An 18,699-nucleotide genomic window follows, 5' to 3' on the forward strand; every position below is an offset into this window, starting at 1 on the left:
CCATGATTCGAAATCGAATCATGGTGTTTTATTAATAACAATGTTAATTAACTGTTAATAATCTTACTGATGAAGTCCTTTGTCCGTGGATTCTGTGGATGTTCAAACATTTCGTTTGGTTTGTTCTTTTCCAGAATATAACCGTCAGCCATGAACCAGACCTCGTTAGCAACTTCTCTAGCAAAGCCCATTTCATGAGTGACAACAACCATCGTCATCCCATCTTCGGCTAGTTCCTTCATAACGGCAAGTACTTCGCCGACCATTTCAGGATCCAAAGCACTGGTTGGTTCGTCAAACAGTAGCATTTCAGGATCCATGGCTAAGGCTCTGGCAATGGCTACACGTTGCGCTTGACCACCTGATAGACTGTTTGGATAAACGTTGGCTTTTTCTTCCAAGCCAACCCGTTTAAGCAAACCCATCGCCTTTTCTTCCGCATCCTTATCCGACATCTTTTTAACTCGAATTGGTGCTAACTTTAAGTTATCAAGCACCGTCAAATTAGGAAACAAGTTGAAGCTTTGAAAAACCATGCCCATTCGTTCACGTAATGTGGTCAATTCTTCTTCCGAAAACTTCTGAGTATCTTTGCCCTCAAACAAAACTTGTCCAGCCGTTGGAGTTTCCAACATATTCAAGCAACGTAAGAACGTACTTTTACCGGAACCTGAAGGGCCGATGACACAAATCACTTGACCAGGCATAACCGTTCCGTCAATTTCTTTTAGGACTTCGGTATCACCATAGTTTTTTTGAAGCTTTTTAACTTCAACTAACGGTTTATCTTGCATGTTTCATTCTCCCCTCGAAGTAGTTTAGAATTCTCGTCAAAATGAACGTCATCACGAAGTAAATGCACATTGCGACGAACACAGGCATAACACCACGATACGTATCGGCACGCACAATGTTTAACTGGTAAATCAAATCGGTAACACCAATGATGGAAACAATTGAACTTTCCTTAACCAGTGAGACAAATTCATTACCAAGTGCTGGCCAAATGTTCTTCAGTGCTTGAGGCAAGATGATGAACCGCATGGTATCGCCCTTGGCTAACCCCAGACTAGCAGAAGCTTCCGTTTGTCCTTTATCAACCGAGTTAATACCACCACGAATAATTTCCTCAACGTAAGCACCACTGTTCAATGAAACGGCAATGATACCTGATAATAATGCTGGCAAATTAACAATGATCCCAACACCGAAGTACACAAACATGACTTGAACCATCAATGGCGTCCCACGAACGAATTCGACGTATGCCACTGAAATTGCCTTAAGTACCTTGCTCTTACTAAACCGCATCAAAGCTAAGATTGTGCCTAACAAAACCCCAAAGATAACTGAAATGGCTGAGATTAATAACGTGTATTCAATCCCTTTTGCGAAATAAGTCCAGTAATGAACCATTGAAGTGTTATTAGTGTTAACTTTCATATATTTCCCTGCGTTAGCTAGGTATTGCGTGGTCAGATGTTTTGCCTTGATCTTATCAATACTCTTGTTGACGGCTGCGGCTAAAGTACCGGAACCCTTTTTAAAGGCCATGGCAGAACCAGTTTCGTTCTTATTCAACTTATAACCAGATTTGATCATTGCTAAATCATGGTCATTCTTGACATAAGCTTCGGCTGAAGGTGTTTCAATACCAAGTGCATCGATCTTGTGAGTCTTTAACGCCAGCACCAAATCAGTGTTCTTATCCATTCCTTTAACCGTTGCCCCAGGAATCTTAGTTTTGGCTAAGTTATATTGCAACGTCCCTGTCTGAGCACCGATCTTCTTATGAGCTAATGCGGCTTTATTCTTATACTTGCCCACATCGGTCTTGTTGATCAGGAAACTTTGACCACCATTATAATAAATCTTTGAGAAATCAACACTTTGGCGACGCTTAGCGGTTGGGTTGATACCACTCATAGCTACGTCAGCTTTACCAGTTTCGACGGCTACCAAAACGGAATCGTATGACATGGACTTAATCACTAACTTAACGCCCAAGTCTTTGGCGACTTGTCTCATGATGTCAACATCCATCCCAACAACTTGGGATTTACCATTCTTGCTGACCTGGAATTCGTACGGCGGGTAATCTGGCGAAGTCGCCATGATGATGCTACCCCGATCCTTAATCTTCTGAAGCGAATCATCCGCAGCATATGCGGTATGGTGCGCTGGCTGAACTGTAAATAAAAATAATAATGACAAACACAACGTCATGATGGTGAGTAATACGTTTCTCCCCTTGACTTTCATTCGCGGTAACTCCCTCTCTTAATTTAAGTAACTTCAACACTACACCAAAATAAGTCTTTATGCAATAAAAATTACGAAAAAGTCTAATTTATACATGAAAAAGCAATATTATGTTTAATATGCACTTTTATATACATTATTCACATGGAAAATGGATACGATTACGGTACAAAAATTTAGTGACCAGCTGTTGATCAATGTTCTCCTCTAATGCCCACCAACTCACCATTTTTCGACTTACTTGCATTCTCACCATTAGCCATGATAAACTAGGCCCAATGAAGGAGTTGACCACATCATGGGATTAAAAGTGAAACGTCAGAACAATCTCGATGCAATGTTTGGTAAGTTTGCCGAGGTTGATTTAAAGGACGAAAAGCGCGACAAATTTTTAAAACACGATGAACAAAAAGATGACACTAAAAAGGCCAAAGCTTTAATCAAAGAACATCGCAGTTACCATAAATAAAAAAACGACACCCAGTGGGTGCCGTTTTTTTATGCCTCGAGTTCTTTTTTAGCCTGTTCAATTTGTTTACGAACCTGATCAAAGCCCGTGCCACCTTCGGAATGCCGACGTTCAACAGCAACTTCCGACTTCAAATCGTTGTATACATCTTCTTCAATTTTAGGTGACGCCTGTTTGAGCTCCTCCAATGACATATCCTGTAAGTTTTGATGCGTTTGGATACCCTTCAAAACTAACTGCCCCACAATGCCATGCGCCTCTCTAAATGGCACACCCTTAGTGGCCAAATAATCAGCTAATTCAGTAGCGTTTGAGAAATCATTTTCCGTAGCGGCTTTCATATTATCCGCCTTAACGGTTACCGTTGAGAGCATGCCATTGAAGACTCGCAATGCTGGCAACAAGGTTTTAACTGTATCGAAGACCCCCTCTTTGTCCTCTTGCAGATCCTTGTTGTAGGCTAACGGTAGTGACTTCATTGTCGCCAACAATCCCATCAAGTGACCATAAACTCGGCCACTCTTACCACGAATCAGTTCTGCCATATCCGGATTCTTTTTCTGTGGCATGATTGAACTACCAGTTGTATAAGCATCAGATAGTTCTAGGTACTGGAATTCATGACTGACCCACATACTAAGTTCTTCACAGAACCGGGATAAATGCATCATTAAAATCGAACTGTTACTGAGAAATTCCAACGCAAAATCACGATCCGACACAGCATCTAGCGAGTTAGCATAAACTTGGCTGAATCCCAACGTTTTGGCCGTCATCTGACGATCGATGGGAAAAGTGGTCCCAGCTAAGGCTGCTGCACCCAGTGGTGAAATATCCGTATGCACTTCATTAAACGTAAACCGTTCCTTGTCACGCTTAAACATTTGGTAATAGGCCATCAGATAATGACCGTATGAGATCGGCTGAGCGTGCTGTAAATGCGTATAGCCTGGCATGATGGTTTCAACGTTCTTTTCTGCCAAACTGATCAGCGTTTTTTGCACGGTAGTAATTTCATCAATCACCTTAGGTAACCGTTTCTTCAAATAAAGGTGAAAATCCGTAGCGACTTGATCATTACGTGACCTAGCCGTATGCAATTTACCAGCCACCGGACCAATTCTGTCCGTTAAAATACTTTCAATATTCATATGAATATCTTCGTTTTCAACGTTAAAGGTCAGCTTTCCAGCTTCAAGGTCCGTTTGGATTCCTTCTAACCCAGCAATAATTTGATCGCAGTCATCAGAAGGAACAATACCCGTTTTTTGAAGCATTTTGACGTGGGCTAAAGAACCTTCAATATCTTCTTCAGCCATGAGTTGATCAAAGGAAATGGAAGCCCCAAAAGCATCGACCCATGCAGCCGCCTGTTCTTGGAACCGGCCACCCCAGAGCTTTTTGGTTGCCATTACTTTGTCGCCTCCGTTTGATGCTTCTTTTCTGCCTTAACAGCCACTTTTACCTTGCTCTTAGTGTTTTGAGTGACCGCATTAACAAATGCAGATTGCTGATTCTTCATCTTCACTTGTGAGTAAACGGTTGTTGGTAGACCCCATAACTTGATGAAGCCCTTGGCAGCTTCTTGATCAAATGAATCTGAAGCGGTATAAGTTGCCAAATTCTTGTCATACAATGAACTGTCTGACTTCCGGCCTAAAGTGATGACGTTGCCCTTAAACAATTCAACTTTAATCACACCGCTAACAACTTCTTGGCTCTTCTTCAAGAAAGCAAGCAGAGCATCCATCAATGGTGAGAACCATAGGGCGTTGTAAATCATTTCGCTTAATTGCTTTTCAATAACGGGCTTGAAATGAGCTAAGTCCCGTTCAAAAGTCAAATCTTCCAACTGTTTGTGTGCCTTCATCAAAACTGTAGCAGCAGGTGCTTCGTAGACTTCACGAGACTTGATGCCGACTAACCGGTTTTCAATGTGATCGATCCGGCCAACACCATGTTCACCAGCAATTTTGTTAAGTTTCTGAATCAAATCAGCTAACTGCATTGCTTTACCGTTTAATTTAGTTGGCACACCTTTTACAAAGGTAATCTCAATATCCGTTGGAGTATCAGGTGTCTTGTCGATCGGGTTAGTCAAAGCATAGGCATCTTCAGGTGCACTAGCCCATGGGTCTTCCAGCACGCCGGCTTCATTGGCACGACCCCAAATATTAGCATCGATTGAATATGGTGAGTCTAAATCAATTGGAATCGGAATGTTGTGCTTCTTAGCATAATCAATTTCTTCTTCCCGTGACCAGTGCCAGTCCCGAACTGGGCTCAATACTTCGAGTCCTGGGTTCAATGCATGGATGGCAACTTCAAACCGGACTTGGTCATTACCTTTACCGGTACAGCCATGAGCAACTGCCTGAGCATTTTCTTCTTGCGCAACTTCGACCAGTTTTTTACTGATCAATGGCCGTGATAGCGCTGAAATCAATGGATATTCGCCCTCGTAGTACGTATTACCTTGTAAGGCAACCATTGCGTAGTCTTCTGCGAATTCTTCAAGTGCATCGATCACGTAAACTTTAACGGCGCCAACATTGAGTGCTTTTTGCTTAATAAAGTCTAAATCTTTACCTTCACCCACGTTAATGCAGCAAGCAATCACATCATAGCCCTTATCCTTTAACCAGGGAATTGCTACTGAAGTATCCAAACCGCCAGAATATGCTAATACAACTTTCTTATTTTTCGTCATGTTAAACGCCCTCTCATTTTTTCATTTTAACTTAATGATACGAGATTAACACCTGTATTCAGTTAATGCAAGTGTTTTTTGTTATTTATACACAAAAAAGGCCAATATTACATTTAATATACATATTTTTGAAATAAAATGGGTCTAGGATTCCATGTAACCGTTTTCAAAAATAATGACATCAAAAAAGTTCGACTATCAGTAATCACTCAACTGATAGTCGAACTTTTCTTTATTTTTAAGCAAAAAAGCTATTACTGATTATTGTGTGAAGCCGGATAACGTTTATTTAAACGTTCAATATTGCCACTAGCAACTTCTTCAAAGGGAATATCTGCCCACTCTGCTACCTGAGATAAATACCAGAGAACATCGCCCATTTCCTTTACCAACTGCTTTTTGTCCAGAGATTCACCCTGAAAAGTATACTGCTTAACCAGATCAACAACTTGACCGGTTTCGCTGGAAAGGCCCAAAGCACAATTAGTCAAAACCTGTTCACTGCCAAAAAGGGTCCGGTTGGCAGCCTTTTGATAGTCATTAAATTCCATTATGATTTTCCCCCAAACGCATGCTGTTCGATCCATTGCCACACTTCATCTTTACCAGCCTTAGTTTGCGCGGAAAATGGCAATAAGTCATCTTCAGCACGGATCTGTAACGTCTTTTTGACTAAACTCAGCTGTTTATTCCACTTTGCCCCTGAGATCTTATCCATCTTAGTTGCCACCACCAGGGTTGGAATTTCGTAGTAACTGAGCCAATTATACATCGTTTGATCGTCACTAGTGGGCGCATGTCGACCATCTACCAATGAAACAACACCTCGCAATGTATCTCTCGAAGTGAGGTAGGTTTCAATCATTTCGCCCCATTTTTCACGTTCTGATCGAGACACTTTAGCATACCCATAGCCGGGTACATCGACAAAATAGAGTGAATCCTCCACGTGATAAAAATTTAACGTCTGCGTTTTCCCAGGCTGACTTGACGTTCTGGCATAACTATTTCGATTGATCAAAACATTCGTCAAAGATGATTTACCGACGTTTGAGCGACCAACCAACGCAATTTCTGGTTGTCCTGTTTTGGGATATTGTTTGGGATCAACCGCACTCATCACCAGTTCAACATTGTGTACTTCCATGATTTTCCTCCGTCCAACTCTTAGCTAAATAAAAACCGTATGCCCCATAACACGGAACATACGGCTTAAAATGTCAGCTGACATTAGTTTCAGATCAGCGGCTATGAAGCCTTTTGATCCTTTAAAATTAGCTCAGGTTCCTGATGATCTTTAACAGTATCACCGGTTACAATAACTTTGGCGACATCATCTCGGCTTGGTAATTCAAACATAATATCTCGCATGACGTCTTCAATAATTGATCGAAGGCCACGTGCACCGGTATTACGCTTCAATGCCAATCGAGCCATTTCTCGTAAAGCTTGATCTTCAAAATCGAGTTCAACACCATCCAGTGAAATCAGTCGTTGATACTGCTTCACTAAGGCATTCTTAGGTTCAGTTAGAATTCGAACCAAATCATCTTCAGAGAGTTTCTCTAAGGCAGTCAAAATTGGTAAACGCCCAATAAATTCAGGAATCAAACCAAATTCTAGCATATCTTCAGGAACAACGCGCTGCATTAAGCTTTCTGATTTATCAATTGGTTGATGAGTTGAATCTGCACCGAAACCAATCGTCTTATCGCCAAGACGGTTTTTGACAATCGTTTCGATACCATCAAAGGCACCACCCACGATAAATAGAATATTAGTCGTGTCAATTTGAATAAATTCTTGTTGAGGATGCTTACGACCACCCTGAGGCGGAACGTTGGCAATTGTCCCTTCAAGAATCTTCAATAGGGCTTGTTGGACACCTTCACCAGAAACATCCCGTGTAATCGAGACATTTTCAGCCTTTTTGGCAATTTTATCAATTTCATCAATGTAGATAATCCCTTTTTCAGCACGTTCAACGTCATAATCGGCGTTTTGCAGCAGCTTCAAAAGAATATTCTCTACATCTTCGCCGACATACCCTGCTTCAGTTAGTGTCGTTGCATCGGCAATTGCAAATGGCACATTCAAGATTTTAGCCAAAGTTTGTGCCAGGTAAGTTTTACCCGACCCAGTAGGTCCAATCATCGTGATGTTACTCTTTTGCAATTCAGGACCATCATTTTTGTTAGTGGCCATTTCATTAACACGCTTATAGTGATTATAAACAGCAACTGAAAGCGTCTTTTTAGCTTCAGTTTGACCAATAACGTACTGATTTAAAGAATCTACAATTTGTTGTGGAGTTGGCACATCAAAAACAGTTTGTGAGCTTTCCTCACTAAATTCTTCATCAATGATTTCTTTACATAAATCGATACATTCATTGTAGATATACACGCCGGGACCAGCAACAATTTTTTTAACCTGATCCTGCGACTTGCCACAGAAAGAACAATTTACGGGGCCGGTTGTATCAGTATTTTCAAACAATTAAGAGTCACCCCTCTTTAAATTCTACGATTATCTTATTCTTTAACGCAACTGCTACTATACCATACAAATATAGGCGTGGGAAAGGAAAAGCTCAAATGAAGACAGCGTACACGCTTGGTACAACACCTTTTCACGCAAAGAAATGTTGCTCGCTTAAGTTTTTTCTAAACTTCATTCCTATATACGCAAACAAAGGCCCTAACAAGAATCAAATATTCTCGTCCTTAGGGCCTTTGTGAGCAGTGCTAACGTTAAAAACTATTTTTCGTTCTTTTCGTTTTCTTCGTCTTTTTTAGACTTGTCTTGCTTGGCTGAATCAGTGATCAAATCAACAGCCTTCTTGATGGCAATATCGTGCTTCAACATGTCATCTGAAAGTGCCGAACGAACAGCGCTTTCTTCCATACCATATTGGCCAGCTAAATCTTTAACTTCTGCATTCAAATCATCTTCAGAAGGTTCGATTTTTTCTGCTTCAACAATGGCTTCAAGAACCAAGTTGGTCTTAACACGACGTTCTGCATCAGCAGCAAACTGCTTGTGCAGATCATCTTCGCTAGTACCAGTCAGTTTGAAGTAAGTCTTAGGATCGATACCTTGTTGTTGCATGTTAGCTAAGTATTGGTCCATCTGACGGTGAATGTCGTCTTCCTTCATTGCTTCAGGAATCTCTTTGACTTCAGCGTTGTCAACGGCTTCACTGATTGCTTCGTCTTCGATAGCATCATGTGCAGCTGTAACTTTCTTTTCCTTCAATTCGTCTTTGATCTTAGCCTTTAATTCGTCTAAGCTATCAACTTCTTCGTCAACATCCTTGGCAAATTCATCGTCAAGTTCAGGTAATTCCTTTTGCTTAACTTCATGAATAGTGGTCTTGAATGTGGCTTCTTTACCTTGCAAGTTTTCAGCTTGGTAATCATCAGGGAAGGTGACCTTAACATCAACATCTTCGCCAGCCTTGTGACCAACTAATTGGTCTTCAAAACCTGGGATAAATGAGTTAGAACCCAATTCTAGTGAATAGTTATCAGCTTTTCCACCATCGAATTGCTTGCCATCAACGTAACCATCAAAGTCGATTACAACAGTATCGCCTTTAGCAGCTGGTTCGTCTTCTTTCAAAACTAATTCAGCTTGTGATTGACGACGGCTCTCTAATTCAGCATCAATGTCTTTTTGGTAAACACGAGTGTTTTGTTTTGTAACACTTAAGTCTTTGTATTCACCCAGTTTAACGTCAGGCTTAACGGTAACAACAGCCTTCAAAACCCATGGTTGGTTCTTTTCCATAGATTCAACATTAACTTCTGGTTGATCAACTGGTTCGATACCTGCTTCTTTGATTGCTGCTTCATATGCATCAGGCAAAACAATGTTTAAAGCATCTTGATAAAGAGCTTCTTCACCATACATCTTGTTGAAGATTTGGCGTGGAACCTTTCCCTTACGGAAGCCAGGAACAGCTAAATTCTTCTTGGTTTTTGCGAAAGCTTGGTCTAAGCCCTTTTTGATTTGGTCGGCATCAATTTCAAAGGTTAATTCGCCTTTGTTGCCGTCCTTTTTTTCCCATTTTGCAGACATTATATTCCCTCCGAATTAAATATATCTTCGAATACGATCATATTCAAATTGCGTACAAACTTTAGTTTAACGTAAGGAAGCTGAAAAGTAAACATTAGAGTGCATTGCAACGCATGGAAGACACGTTTTTTCATCAATTAATTTAATTTTGAAACAAATATGAGACTTGTTAGACCCTTATTCATTCAAATAAAAAAGTCCGAAAAGTTAACCTTCTCGGACTTTTTATGTTCATTTAGGTAGGTATTAGTCCATGATATCTGAAACAACACCGGCACCAACAGTATGGCCACCTTCACGAACAGTAAACTTAGTACCCTTTTCAATGGCAGCTGGGGCAATCAAGTCAACTTCGAAAGTGACGTTATCGCCAGGCATAACCATTTCTACGCCATCAGGCAATTCAATAACACCAGTGATATCAGTGGTGTGGAAGTAGAATTGTGGACGGTAGTTTGAGAAGAATGGCGTATGACGGCCACCTTCTTCTTTAGAAAGGATATAAACTTCACCCTTGAACTTACTGTGAGTTTGGATCGAACCTGGCTTTGCAAGAACTTGGCCACGAACAACTTGTTCACGGTTAATACCACGAAGCAAGACACCAACGTTATCGCCGGCTTCACCAAATTCCAAAGTCTTACGGAACATTTCCAAACCAGTAACAGTACTCTTAAGAACTTCTTCCTTAAGACCAACGATTTCAACTTCATCGCCGACCTTGATAGTACCACGATCGATACGACCAGAAGCAACAGTACCACGACCAGTGATGGTGAAGACGTCTTCAACAGGCATCAAGAAAGGCTTGTCGTTGTCACGAACTGGAGTTGGGATGTATTCATCGACAACGTCCATTAAGTGTTCGATAACCTTTTGTTGTTCTTCATCACCTTGGAGTGCTTTAAGAGCAGAACCGCGGATAACTGGAATATCATCACCAGGGTAATCGTATTCTGAAAGTAATTCACGGACTTCCATTTCAACTAAGTCGATCAATTCATCATCGTCAACTAAGTCGGTCTTGTTTAAGAAGACCACGATGTATTCAACACCAACTTGGCGAGCCAAAAGGATATGTTCACGAGTTTGTGGCATTGGACCATCGGTTGCGGCAACAACTAAGATAGCACCATCCATTTGAGCGGCACCAGTGATCATGTTCTTGATGTAATCAGCATGTCCTGGAGCGTCAATATGAGCATAGTGACGTTTCTCAGTTTCGTATTCAACGTGGGCAGTGTTGATCGTGATACCACGTTCACGTTCTTCAGGTGCCTTGTCGATATCAGCGTAATCTTCTTCCTTAGCTAACCCTTTTTGAGCTAAAACCTTGGTGATCGCTGCGGTCAAGGTAGTCTTCCCATGGTCAATATGGCCAATAGTACCAATGTTTACATGGGGCTTAGTTCGTTCGTATGTTTCTTTTGCCATTAATGAAACCTCCTGTATTTTTCACAAAGATTATGCCAACAAGCAAGTTGTTGGCAACCCTTTGCTGTAAATTATACTACATCTTCTCGAAAAGGTAAATCGAGAATCCCTCAAGAAGAATCCTTAAATATTATATAGATTAGGTTATCGTTTGTAAACAATAAACGCTAAATTCAATGGAACTTTTTTAAGCACCTGTCATCTCTGACATAATTTGTGACAGTTTTCGCTGCCACCATTCAAGACTATATGCTGCTGGTAACGTTGCTGACTGTACTTGATCTCCCTTGATTAGGCGAGTTACCCAAGCTCTAGGATCCGGAATAGCCCGATCAATAAAGGGATATAAAAGTGTGACTTGCAAACCCAGCTCGTTTTGATACAACTGCTGAGTGACAGGATCATGGTCATCAATCATTTCTCGCAACACGTTTTCTAGTATACCAACTTTTTCAAACTCCGCCAGTGATTTTAACTGATTCCCGACAATTTCATAATTTTTATTATCTAACCAGCGAAATTCAAAGTGTTCTGGCAATTTAAGCTTTTGCACCATTTCCAATAAGCTAACTCGAATGATCGGCTTAACAAATGGATCAATCAGTAAGACCTTTGTCGCTGTCACCCACTCATCAAGGGGTAACTCCTTGCCCTTTTCAAATGCACGCTGTTGTTGATTAAACGTCAGTGCACTCAGTTGATAGAACGTTTGATAGTCTTTTTTAAAATTTGGTTCCTGACGCGCATTGGCTTCGGCTTGTTGAATTAATCGGGTGACTTGTGCAGGTACCCGCGGCAAAGTAGCTGTTAGAACATGCGACATTAACAGTTGCCGATTAGCCAGTAATACCTCCACCATCAGTATCACGTGCTGTTCATCCATTAAGTAACTATTTAAGTTATCCATCATTATGGTATAAGCCATCTTGTATTGATGTTCTTCAAATAGGCTCTTTACCAGCAAATGGTTGATTTTTTCACTTGGTGCAGACTGATACTCTTGTTCATACAGTTGAGCCGCCTGCGCCCACTTCTGAGCTTTAAACGCTTCATTCGCTAATTGTAAGTTTCGATCCACGCTTTTCACCTTCATTGAATTAATCCACTAAACGAAAATCTCGTACGTTGATAGACAAACATACGAGATTTAAACGCCTTATTTTTCAGCTTGATGATTCTTTTGCGTAGCCTGTTTTTTGTGCTTACTCTTCGGTTTATGACGCCGAGGATCAACTTCCATGATAACCGGTAAAATGACCGGGTGACGCCGAGTTTGGTCAAACAGATAGTGGTTCAGCTTTTCACGGACATCTTGCTTCAAATGTGTCCAGTCGAACTCCTTGTTATCTAAATTAGTCTGCACCGCTTTTTTAATGATCTCCGCACTTTCATGCATCAGATCCTTGTTCGCCTTAACGTATACAAAACCACGGGAAGTAATCTTGGGTTCGCCAATGATTTGCTTCTTTTTATGATCAATGGTAATCACAGCAACAAAGATACCGTCTTCAGAGAGCACCTTGCGATCACGCAACACAATGTTACCAATATCACCAACACCAATGCCATCAATCATGGTATTACCGACTTCAACACTGCCACTCAGCACCATGTCTTTGCCATCGTAGACCAACTGATCACCCTTAGCAGTCATAAAGATTTGGTCTGAAGTCATACCAACTTCTTCAGCAGCTCTTTGATGTGCTGACATCAACCGATATTCACCCTGAATTGGCACTAAGTACTTAGGGTGAAGAATATTAATCAGCAGTTGAAGATCATGCTTGCTAGCGTGTCCCGATGAATTTAGATCATCCGAAATTGCTTTAACTTCACCACCGGCACGATAGATCATATCGCGGGTTTTAGCAACGTTAGTTTCCATAGCATGGGAAGGCGTTGTGGTAATGAAAACCAAGTCACCCTCTTCAATACTAAGCCCCTTCTCCTGCTTGTTTGCCATCCGCTGGAGAGCCTTAATTGGTTCACCCATCTTACCGGTTTGAATGATGACGATTTGATCAGCTGGCAGTTTTTCAAGCTGGTCTTCGGAAACGAGCAAATCATCTTGTGGCAAAACCAGCTTGTTTAACCGCATTGCGGTATCAACGATCTTCTCAATGTCTCGGCCAGTCAAATAAACTTTGCGTCCCGTCTTAGCAGCAGCATCAAAAACCTGCTGAAGCCGTAAAATATTTGAGCCAACACTTGCGACTATGATTCGGCTCTTAGCATAGTTAAACGTTTCGACCACGTTTTCGGCAATATCAAGTTCACTAGCCGTTTCGCTAGGATTTTCAGCATTAGCTGAATCGCTCAATAAAGCAAGTACACCGTTAGTACCAATTTGAGCCAAACGCGCGTAGTCTGTCTGATAGCCAGATGCGGCCGTTTGATCAAACTTGAAATCACCGGTATAAACAACACTGCCAGCACTGGTATTTAGCACGATTCCCATAGATTCGGGAATTGAATGTGTGGTTTTAAAGAACGAAACGGTGACATCGCCAAAATCAATCTCAGTTTGGGCATCTACCACGTGGAAATCATCAAAGTCTTTCACGTTAGGATCAGATTGACAGTTTAATTTAGCCAACTCAATGGTCATTTCAGACCCAAAAACTGGCACTTTAAATTCTTTTAAGAAATAAGGCAGTGCGCCAATAGCATCAGCATGCCCATGGGTTAGAAATACCCCAACGATTCGATCCTGGTTTTCACGCAAATAGCCGAAATCAGGAATCACAATATCAATCCCGAGTAACTCGTTTTCCGGATACTTCAAACCACAGTCTAAAACGTAAATACTGTCATTAACATCTACAATATACATGTTCTTGCCATTTTCGCGAACACCGCCTAATGGCATAATCTTTACTTTTGCTTTGTCCATAATTCACCTCAAAATATGTTGTTCTGGTTCCGCTAAATCGCCAATTATAAAACCTTATTAACGATCATGAACGCTTATTTTTCCTAAATTCTAAAAATTTAGGCACGACTACAAACTGTTTACAGTTTATCACACTTAATTCAACTATGTAACATTCCAAGCTAGTACGAGTAAAAAAGTCATTGATATAACAAAAAAGCCCTCCAAAACGGAGAGCTCCAAATAATCAAAATTAACGACGTAGACCCAATGATTGGATTAAGTCACGGTAACGTTGAATATCAGTCTTACGTAAGTAAGCTAACAAGTTACGACGGTGACCGATCTTCTTCATCAAACCACGTTGTGAATGGAAGTCCTTCTTGTGAACCTTCATATGGTTGTTCAATTCGTTAATGTCTGCTGTTAAAACAGCGATTTGAACTTCTGCTGAACCAGTGTCGCCATCGTGACGAGCATACTGCTTCATAATTTCGGTTTTCTTTTCTTGTGTAATAGCCATGAAAAATTTTCCCACCTTTAATTTATTTGTCCACCCGTTACTGAGTTGCCGTGAGTGAGATCGCAGTCAACTAAGTAAGGGCAATTTAAGAACCTTTGCTATTATATCCGTTATCGCACAGAATAACAAGGCTTTGTCTTAAACACCTTATCAAGTACTTTTACTTTACAATTAATGGCGAACTGTTGCAATCGTTGATTTTATTCTGTATAATGACATTCGTTGAATATTACAGAGCCATCTGGCTTATGAGTGTGGAGGTGAATTCATTGCCAATTATCAAATCTGCGATCGAACGTGCAAAAACGAACGTTAAAGCTAACGAACGTAATTCTGCACAGCTTAGCAGTATGCGAACAGCCGTTAAGAAGTTTGAAAAAGCTGTTACGAACCACGACGATAACGCAGCTGAGTTATACAAAGCTGCTTCTAGCGCCGTTGACCGTGCTGCTTCAAAGGGTTTAATCAAAACTAACAAAGCTTCCCGCGACAAGTCACGTATGGCTGCTCGTTTAGCTAAAGCAAACGCCTAAATTAAACCAAATATTAAAGGATCAGTTCAATTGCGAACTGGTCCTTTTTTGTTTGTTTTTTAAGCAACTTCATCCAGATACTTTAACATAAAGAGTTCGAAAAGCATCATCGGATCTTGACTGGTGGACTTCAAAGACCGTTCGATTTGAATCAAACCCAGATAAGCCTGACGAAGATGTGCTAATTCTAAGCGTCGGACACTTTGCATGGCCAATTTAACCCGGTATGGATGGACCTTTAACGCCGAGGCAATACTGCCCTGACTATAACCGTTACGCATTAAAATTTTCGTTTGAATCAGCAATCTAAACTGACTGACTAACACCGCATTGATTCGCAACGGTTCTTCCTTCGTCAAAATCAGTTGACGATACAGGTTCAGTGCTGCTTCAATCCGTTTTCCCATCACATCGTTAACCAAGTCAAAAACATTTTGATCCAGCGACTTTGAAACTAGTTCTCCAACCACCGTTTTATCGATTTGTTTGGATTCCACCGAAGCCAATTTCAACTTCGGTAATTCATTCATGATCAACGATAGGTCTGTTCCGGTACGCTGAAGTAACAAGTTAAGTGCATCCGGTTCAATGGTAAAATGATCTTGTTCAAGATTATGCTGGACTAGCGTGCGAACCTGCCTTTCACCCACCGCTTCTAAACTAATAACTTCCGCGGCCTTTTTAATGGTCTTAACCACTTTTTTACGGCTATCTAGTTTGCCATTAGTCGCAAAGAATACCACAACAGACGTTGGTTCAGGGTGTTCTAAATATTTGATCAATCCATCAATATCGTGATCGATCTTATTACCCCGATGATTTTCCGTAGTCAAAAAATAAGCACGTTCAACAAATACCAGCCGCTTTTCGCCAAAAAACGGGGCCGACATAGCGTCATCCAAAGCCTGTGCAAGTGGTGTTGATTCCATATCATAGGTGGCGTAATTCATTGTTCGCTCAGATTCTGGAATTAGGTTTAAGAACGCCCGCTTTAGTCGCTGCGTCAAATAAGGTTGATCACCCGTAATGAGGTATACCGGTTTTGAGGTTCCCTTATTGAGCTGTGCCATTACCGTTTCGTAATTCAAAATAATTTCTCCTTTAAAAAGGTCTGCCAATGACCCGTAGCATGATTAGTACATCGATAGCGAATCATACCGTTAACCTGAGTATTAAACGCAGGTATATGATTAGCTGCCAGAGTGGTCAACGTCTCTTGATTAGGATGACCATACCGATTATTCCGGCCTGCAGAAATGATACCGATTTTTGCCTGAAGCTGTTTAACAACTTCTGGATTCGTCGACGTTTTACTGCCATGATGTCCTAATTTTAACACGTCTGTCCGTAAAGCTGGATAGTGGGTTAAAATCTCGCGCTCACCTGCTTGATCTAAATCGCCGGTGAACAACCACCGTAAACCACCCATTTGGCCAGTTAAAACCATTGAATCCTCATTGGTTCCTAGTCCTGGTTTAAATGGATGAACCACGTTGAGCGGTGTCCCAATAATCTGCTGACCAGCCTGAACCGGCATAATTTGAGTGTGCTGAATATACGGCTGGATACGCTTCATAAATTGCGGGTTTTGGGTCATTCCTAATGGCACGTATAACCGCTTAACATGTACCCCCTGAAGCACATCACCCACGTCGCCAACATGGTCAGAATCCTGATGCGACAAGCAGAGATTATCAATGTGGGAAATGCCCTGACTCTTTAGATAATTGATACTAATCCGCTGAGCTCGACTGCGACCGGTGATTTTTTTACCGCCAAAATTGACCCGGCCACCCGTATCAATCATGGTAATCTGCCGATTATATGGCGAACGGACTAAAAAGCTGTCCCCCTGCCCAATATCAAAAAAGGTCACTTCTCCGGACGTTGGAAAATGAATCACTAAAAAACAGGCAAGATATGCCGCACCCAGTATCACCCATAACCGCCGTTTAAAGTGCTGTGACATCACTAACAGCGTTAAAATTGTCAAGAAGCCCACGACCCAAGCTGTTGGCTTACCAAATACGATCATCCCAGGTAAGCTATCAATCATATTTAACCCATTGGTGAAAAGCTGCAACAGCCATTCCGTTACGTCAGCTAACCAAGGTATCATCTGACCGCCAATTCCTGCCACCAACACCAGCGGAAAAATACAGACGCTAAAGATTGGTAAAATAAGTAAATTAACAAACATCGTCAACACGTGCCACTGGTAAATGTGATACAAAATCAGCGGTAAGCTCAATAAATTTAACATCATCGTGGTTTTCAACACGCCAAATTGCTTGGTAAATAAAAGGCCAAACGCCAAACCATAGCTCAATTGACCACCTAAATGTATCAATAACGCTGGCTGAACCAATAAACCTAACAGAAGACTAATTCCCCACGTGGATAAACCTGTGAGTCGCCACCCGCAAAGCTCCGCTAACAGCCCCAAAACGACCACTACAACCGCACGTAAAAGTCCTACCTGAGAACCAGCAAGGATGTAGTAAGTCGGCAGCAGTAGCAGTAAAAACGCTGAAATTGGCATTTGGGTGAACCCCAAGCGCCGTAGAATCCAACTTACGACAGCCACGATCCAAACGATGTGAAAACCAGAAATACTGAATAAATGGATCAAGCCTAAATCCGTTACCGCACTTAGCGAGTCGTAAAAATCAGTTGCCCGCCAGCCTAAAAATAACCCCTGAACATACAGCTGAAGCGTGCGAGGCAACGTTTGGGTGTAATTAACTAATCGTGCACGTAATGTATGACAGGCATTGATCCACCACGCTATTGGATTAGTTGCTGAAGAAGCCGATACGGACGTCAACCGATCAATTTTAATGGTATTAAAAATTCCTTGATCGGCTTGATACTGGCGAAAATCAAATTCATTGGCGTTAGTCGCTGGTTGAGGACGTGAAATATCACCGTGGACCAGCATGGTGGTCGTTTTTTTAATTTGCAAACTTTGAAGCAGTCTTTGATCATCCGAAAAATACTGTCCCTGGATCGTTTTCCCGTCACTTGTCCGGCCACTTAATTGCAGCCGACCCTCTTCAACCCGTAATTCATCTGGTTGAATCGTCAGCTCCACTGAGGCACCAGTTTGATCAGGCAACGTACGCGCCTGTTCCAAACGCTGCGTCCGCCAAAATAAGCCACTAAAAATCAACAGCACTAATGCAGCCCAAACTAAAAGCTGTCGATCACGTAAACAGATTATCCGGATCACCCAAATAAGCGTCAAAATTACCGACAGCCAAACCAAGCCAAAGAAACAGCCACTTAAACAGCCAGCTAGAATTGCTAACCAAATAATATTATGATTGATGATCCTGCAGATAGGCATCAACTGAAGCACGTTCAATTGCTTCGGAATCAAGGGTCACTTGATGTAACTCGACACCCTTCATCTTAATTAACGACATGGCATATGGGTCATTATGGTAGTTATGCAGGTATGAAATCTTATTAATGCCAGCCTGTAAAAGCATCTTAGTACACTGTAGACAAGGAAAATCTGTCACATAGATTTCAGCACCATCAGTGGCTTCACCAAACTTCGCACACTGTAAAATGGCGTTCATTTCAGCGTGAATCGTCCGTAAACAGTGTCCATCAACTAGGTAACAGCCCTCGTCAGTACAGTGAACGTCACCAGAAACTGAACCATTGTATCCACCAGCAATGATGCGACGATCACGAACGATTGTTGCACCTACCGAAAGCCGGTTACAGGTACTCCGACTCGCTAGTAACACTGACTGCATCATAAAATATTGATCCCAAGGAATTCTTTTATTAGCCATAATG

17 protein-coding genes are annotated in these 18,699 nt (G+C 41.5%); 2 read left to right on the forward strand and 15 right to left on the reverse strand.

Annotated elements, in window-relative coordinates; translation table 11 throughout:
* Positions 1-47: 47 nt before the first annotated feature.
* On the reverse strand, positions 48-794 hold the full coding sequence (locus CES82_RS07565; protein ID WP_098825043.1) for an amino acid ABC transporter ATP-binding protein: 747 nt from the start codon (positions 792-794) through the stop codon (positions 48-50).
* Entirely contained in the window at positions 784-2,226 is a 1,443-nt protein-coding gene (locus CES82_RS07570; protein ID WP_225364872.1) for an ABC transporter substrate-binding protein/permease, read from the reverse strand. The genes CES82_RS07565 and CES82_RS07570 overlap by 11 nt, the downstream gene beginning before the upstream one ends.
* 334 nt (positions 2,227-2,560) lie before the next feature.
* Between CES82_RS07570 and CES82_RS12485 the strand changes: the two genes are divergently transcribed.
* Complete coding sequence (locus tag CES82_RS12485; RefSeq protein WP_180245695.1) at positions 2,561-2,731, forward strand: SPJ_0845 family protein; 171 nt, start codon at positions 2,561-2,563, stop codon at positions 2,729-2,731.
* A gap of 29 nt (positions 2,732-2,760) precedes the next feature.
* Here the strand turns inward: CES82_RS12485 and argH are convergent, their stop codons facing one another.
* From argH to rpsO, 10 genes are all read right to left on the reverse strand, one after another.
* Positions 2,761-4,143 (reverse strand): argininosuccinate lyase, encoded by a 1,383-nt coding sequence (argH, locus tag CES82_RS07575; protein WP_098825046.1) that lies wholly within the window; start codon positions 4,141-4,143, stop codon positions 2,761-2,763.
* Positions 4,143-5,441 (reverse strand): argininosuccinate synthase, encoded by a 1,299-nt coding sequence (locus CES82_RS07580; protein WP_098825048.1) that lies wholly within the window; start codon positions 5,439-5,441, stop codon positions 4,143-4,145. Before CES82_RS07580 ends, argH begins: the two co-directional genes overlap by 1 nt.
* A 254-nt stretch (positions 5,442-5,695) precedes the next feature.
* Positions 5,696-5,992, reverse strand: coding sequence for a nucleoside triphosphate pyrophosphohydrolase family protein (locus CES82_RS07585; protein WP_098825050.1), 297 nt, complete (start codon positions 5,990-5,992; stop codon positions 5,696-5,698).
* Positions 5,992-6,588, reverse strand: a complete 597-nt coding sequence (gene yihA / locus CES82_RS07590; protein WP_098825052.1) for a ribosome biogenesis GTP-binding protein YihA/YsxC — start codon at positions 6,586-6,588, stop codon at positions 5,992-5,994. The genes CES82_RS07585 and yihA overlap by 1 nt, the downstream gene beginning before the upstream one ends.
* A 101-nt stretch (positions 6,589-6,689) precedes the next feature.
* Positions 6,690-7,940: an ATP-dependent Clp protease ATP-binding subunit ClpX gene (gene clpX, locus CES82_RS07595; RefSeq protein WP_098825054.1), complete on the reverse strand. Its 1,251-nt coding sequence runs from the start codon at positions 7,938-7,940 to the stop codon at positions 6,690-6,692.
* 261 nt (positions 7,941-8,201) lie between these two features.
* Positions 8,202-9,524 carry a trigger factor gene (gene tig / locus CES82_RS07600; RefSeq protein WP_098825056.1) on the reverse strand — a complete coding sequence of 441 codons (1,323 nt, stop codon included), beginning with the start codon at positions 9,522-9,524 and terminating at the stop codon, positions 8,202-8,204.
* Between the two features lie 246 nt (positions 9,525-9,770).
* Positions 9,771-10,958: an elongation factor Tu gene (tuf, locus tag CES82_RS07605; RefSeq protein WP_098825058.1), complete on the reverse strand. Its 1,188-nt coding sequence runs from the start codon at positions 10,956-10,958 to the stop codon at positions 9,771-9,773.
* A 187-nt stretch (positions 10,959-11,145) separates the two neighbouring features.
* Positions 11,146-12,036: a hypothetical protein gene (locus tag CES82_RS07610; RefSeq protein ID WP_143466297.1), complete on the reverse strand. Its 891-nt coding sequence runs from the start codon at positions 12,034-12,036 to the stop codon at positions 11,146-11,148.
* A 78-nt stretch (positions 12,037-12,114) separates the two neighbouring features.
* Complete coding sequence (locus tag CES82_RS07615; RefSeq protein WP_098825062.1) at positions 12,115-13,851, reverse strand: ribonuclease J; 1,737 nt, start codon at positions 13,849-13,851, stop codon at positions 12,115-12,117.
* A gap of 232 nt (positions 13,852-14,083) precedes the next feature.
* Complete coding sequence (gene rpsO, locus CES82_RS07620) at positions 14,084-14,353, reverse strand: 30S ribosomal protein S15 (protein ID WP_098825064.1); 270 nt, start codon at positions 14,351-14,353, stop codon at positions 14,084-14,086.
* Positions 14,354-14,622: 269 nt separating this feature from the next.
* Between rpsO and rpsT the strand changes: the two genes are divergently transcribed.
* A complete protein-coding gene (gene rpsT / locus CES82_RS07625; RefSeq protein ID WP_089088523.1) occupies positions 14,623-14,886 on the forward strand; it encodes a 30S ribosomal protein S20 in 264 nt (87 codons plus the stop codon).
* A 59-nt stretch (positions 14,887-14,945) separates the two neighbouring features.
* On the opposite strand, the gene holA is transcribed toward rpsT, so the two are convergent.
* Genes holA through CES82_RS07640 form a run of 3 tightly spaced genes read right to left on the reverse strand, consistent with a single transcriptional unit; the run spans position 14,946 to position 18,695 of the window.
* Complete coding sequence (gene holA / locus CES82_RS07630) at positions 14,946-15,974, reverse strand: DNA polymerase III subunit delta (RefSeq protein ID WP_439959052.1); 1,029 nt, start codon at positions 15,972-15,974, stop codon at positions 14,946-14,948.
* Entirely contained in the window at positions 15,971-18,235 is a 2,265-nt protein-coding gene (locus tag CES82_RS07635) for a DNA internalization-related competence protein ComEC/Rec2 (RefSeq protein WP_098825066.1), read from the reverse strand. Before CES82_RS07635 ends, holA begins: the two co-directional genes overlap by 4 nt.
* On the reverse strand, positions 18,207-18,695 hold the full coding sequence (locus CES82_RS07640; RefSeq protein ID WP_098825068.1) for a ComE operon protein 2: 489 nt from the start codon (positions 18,693-18,695) through the stop codon (positions 18,207-18,209). Before CES82_RS07640 ends, CES82_RS07635 begins: the two co-directional genes overlap by 29 nt.
* Positions 18,696-18,699: the final 4 nt, after the last annotated feature.

The organism is Secundilactobacillus silagincola (genome assembly GCF_002583405.1).
Taxonomy (GTDB): Bacteria; Bacillota; Bacilli; order Lactobacillales; family Lactobacillaceae; genus Secundilactobacillus; species Secundilactobacillus silagincola.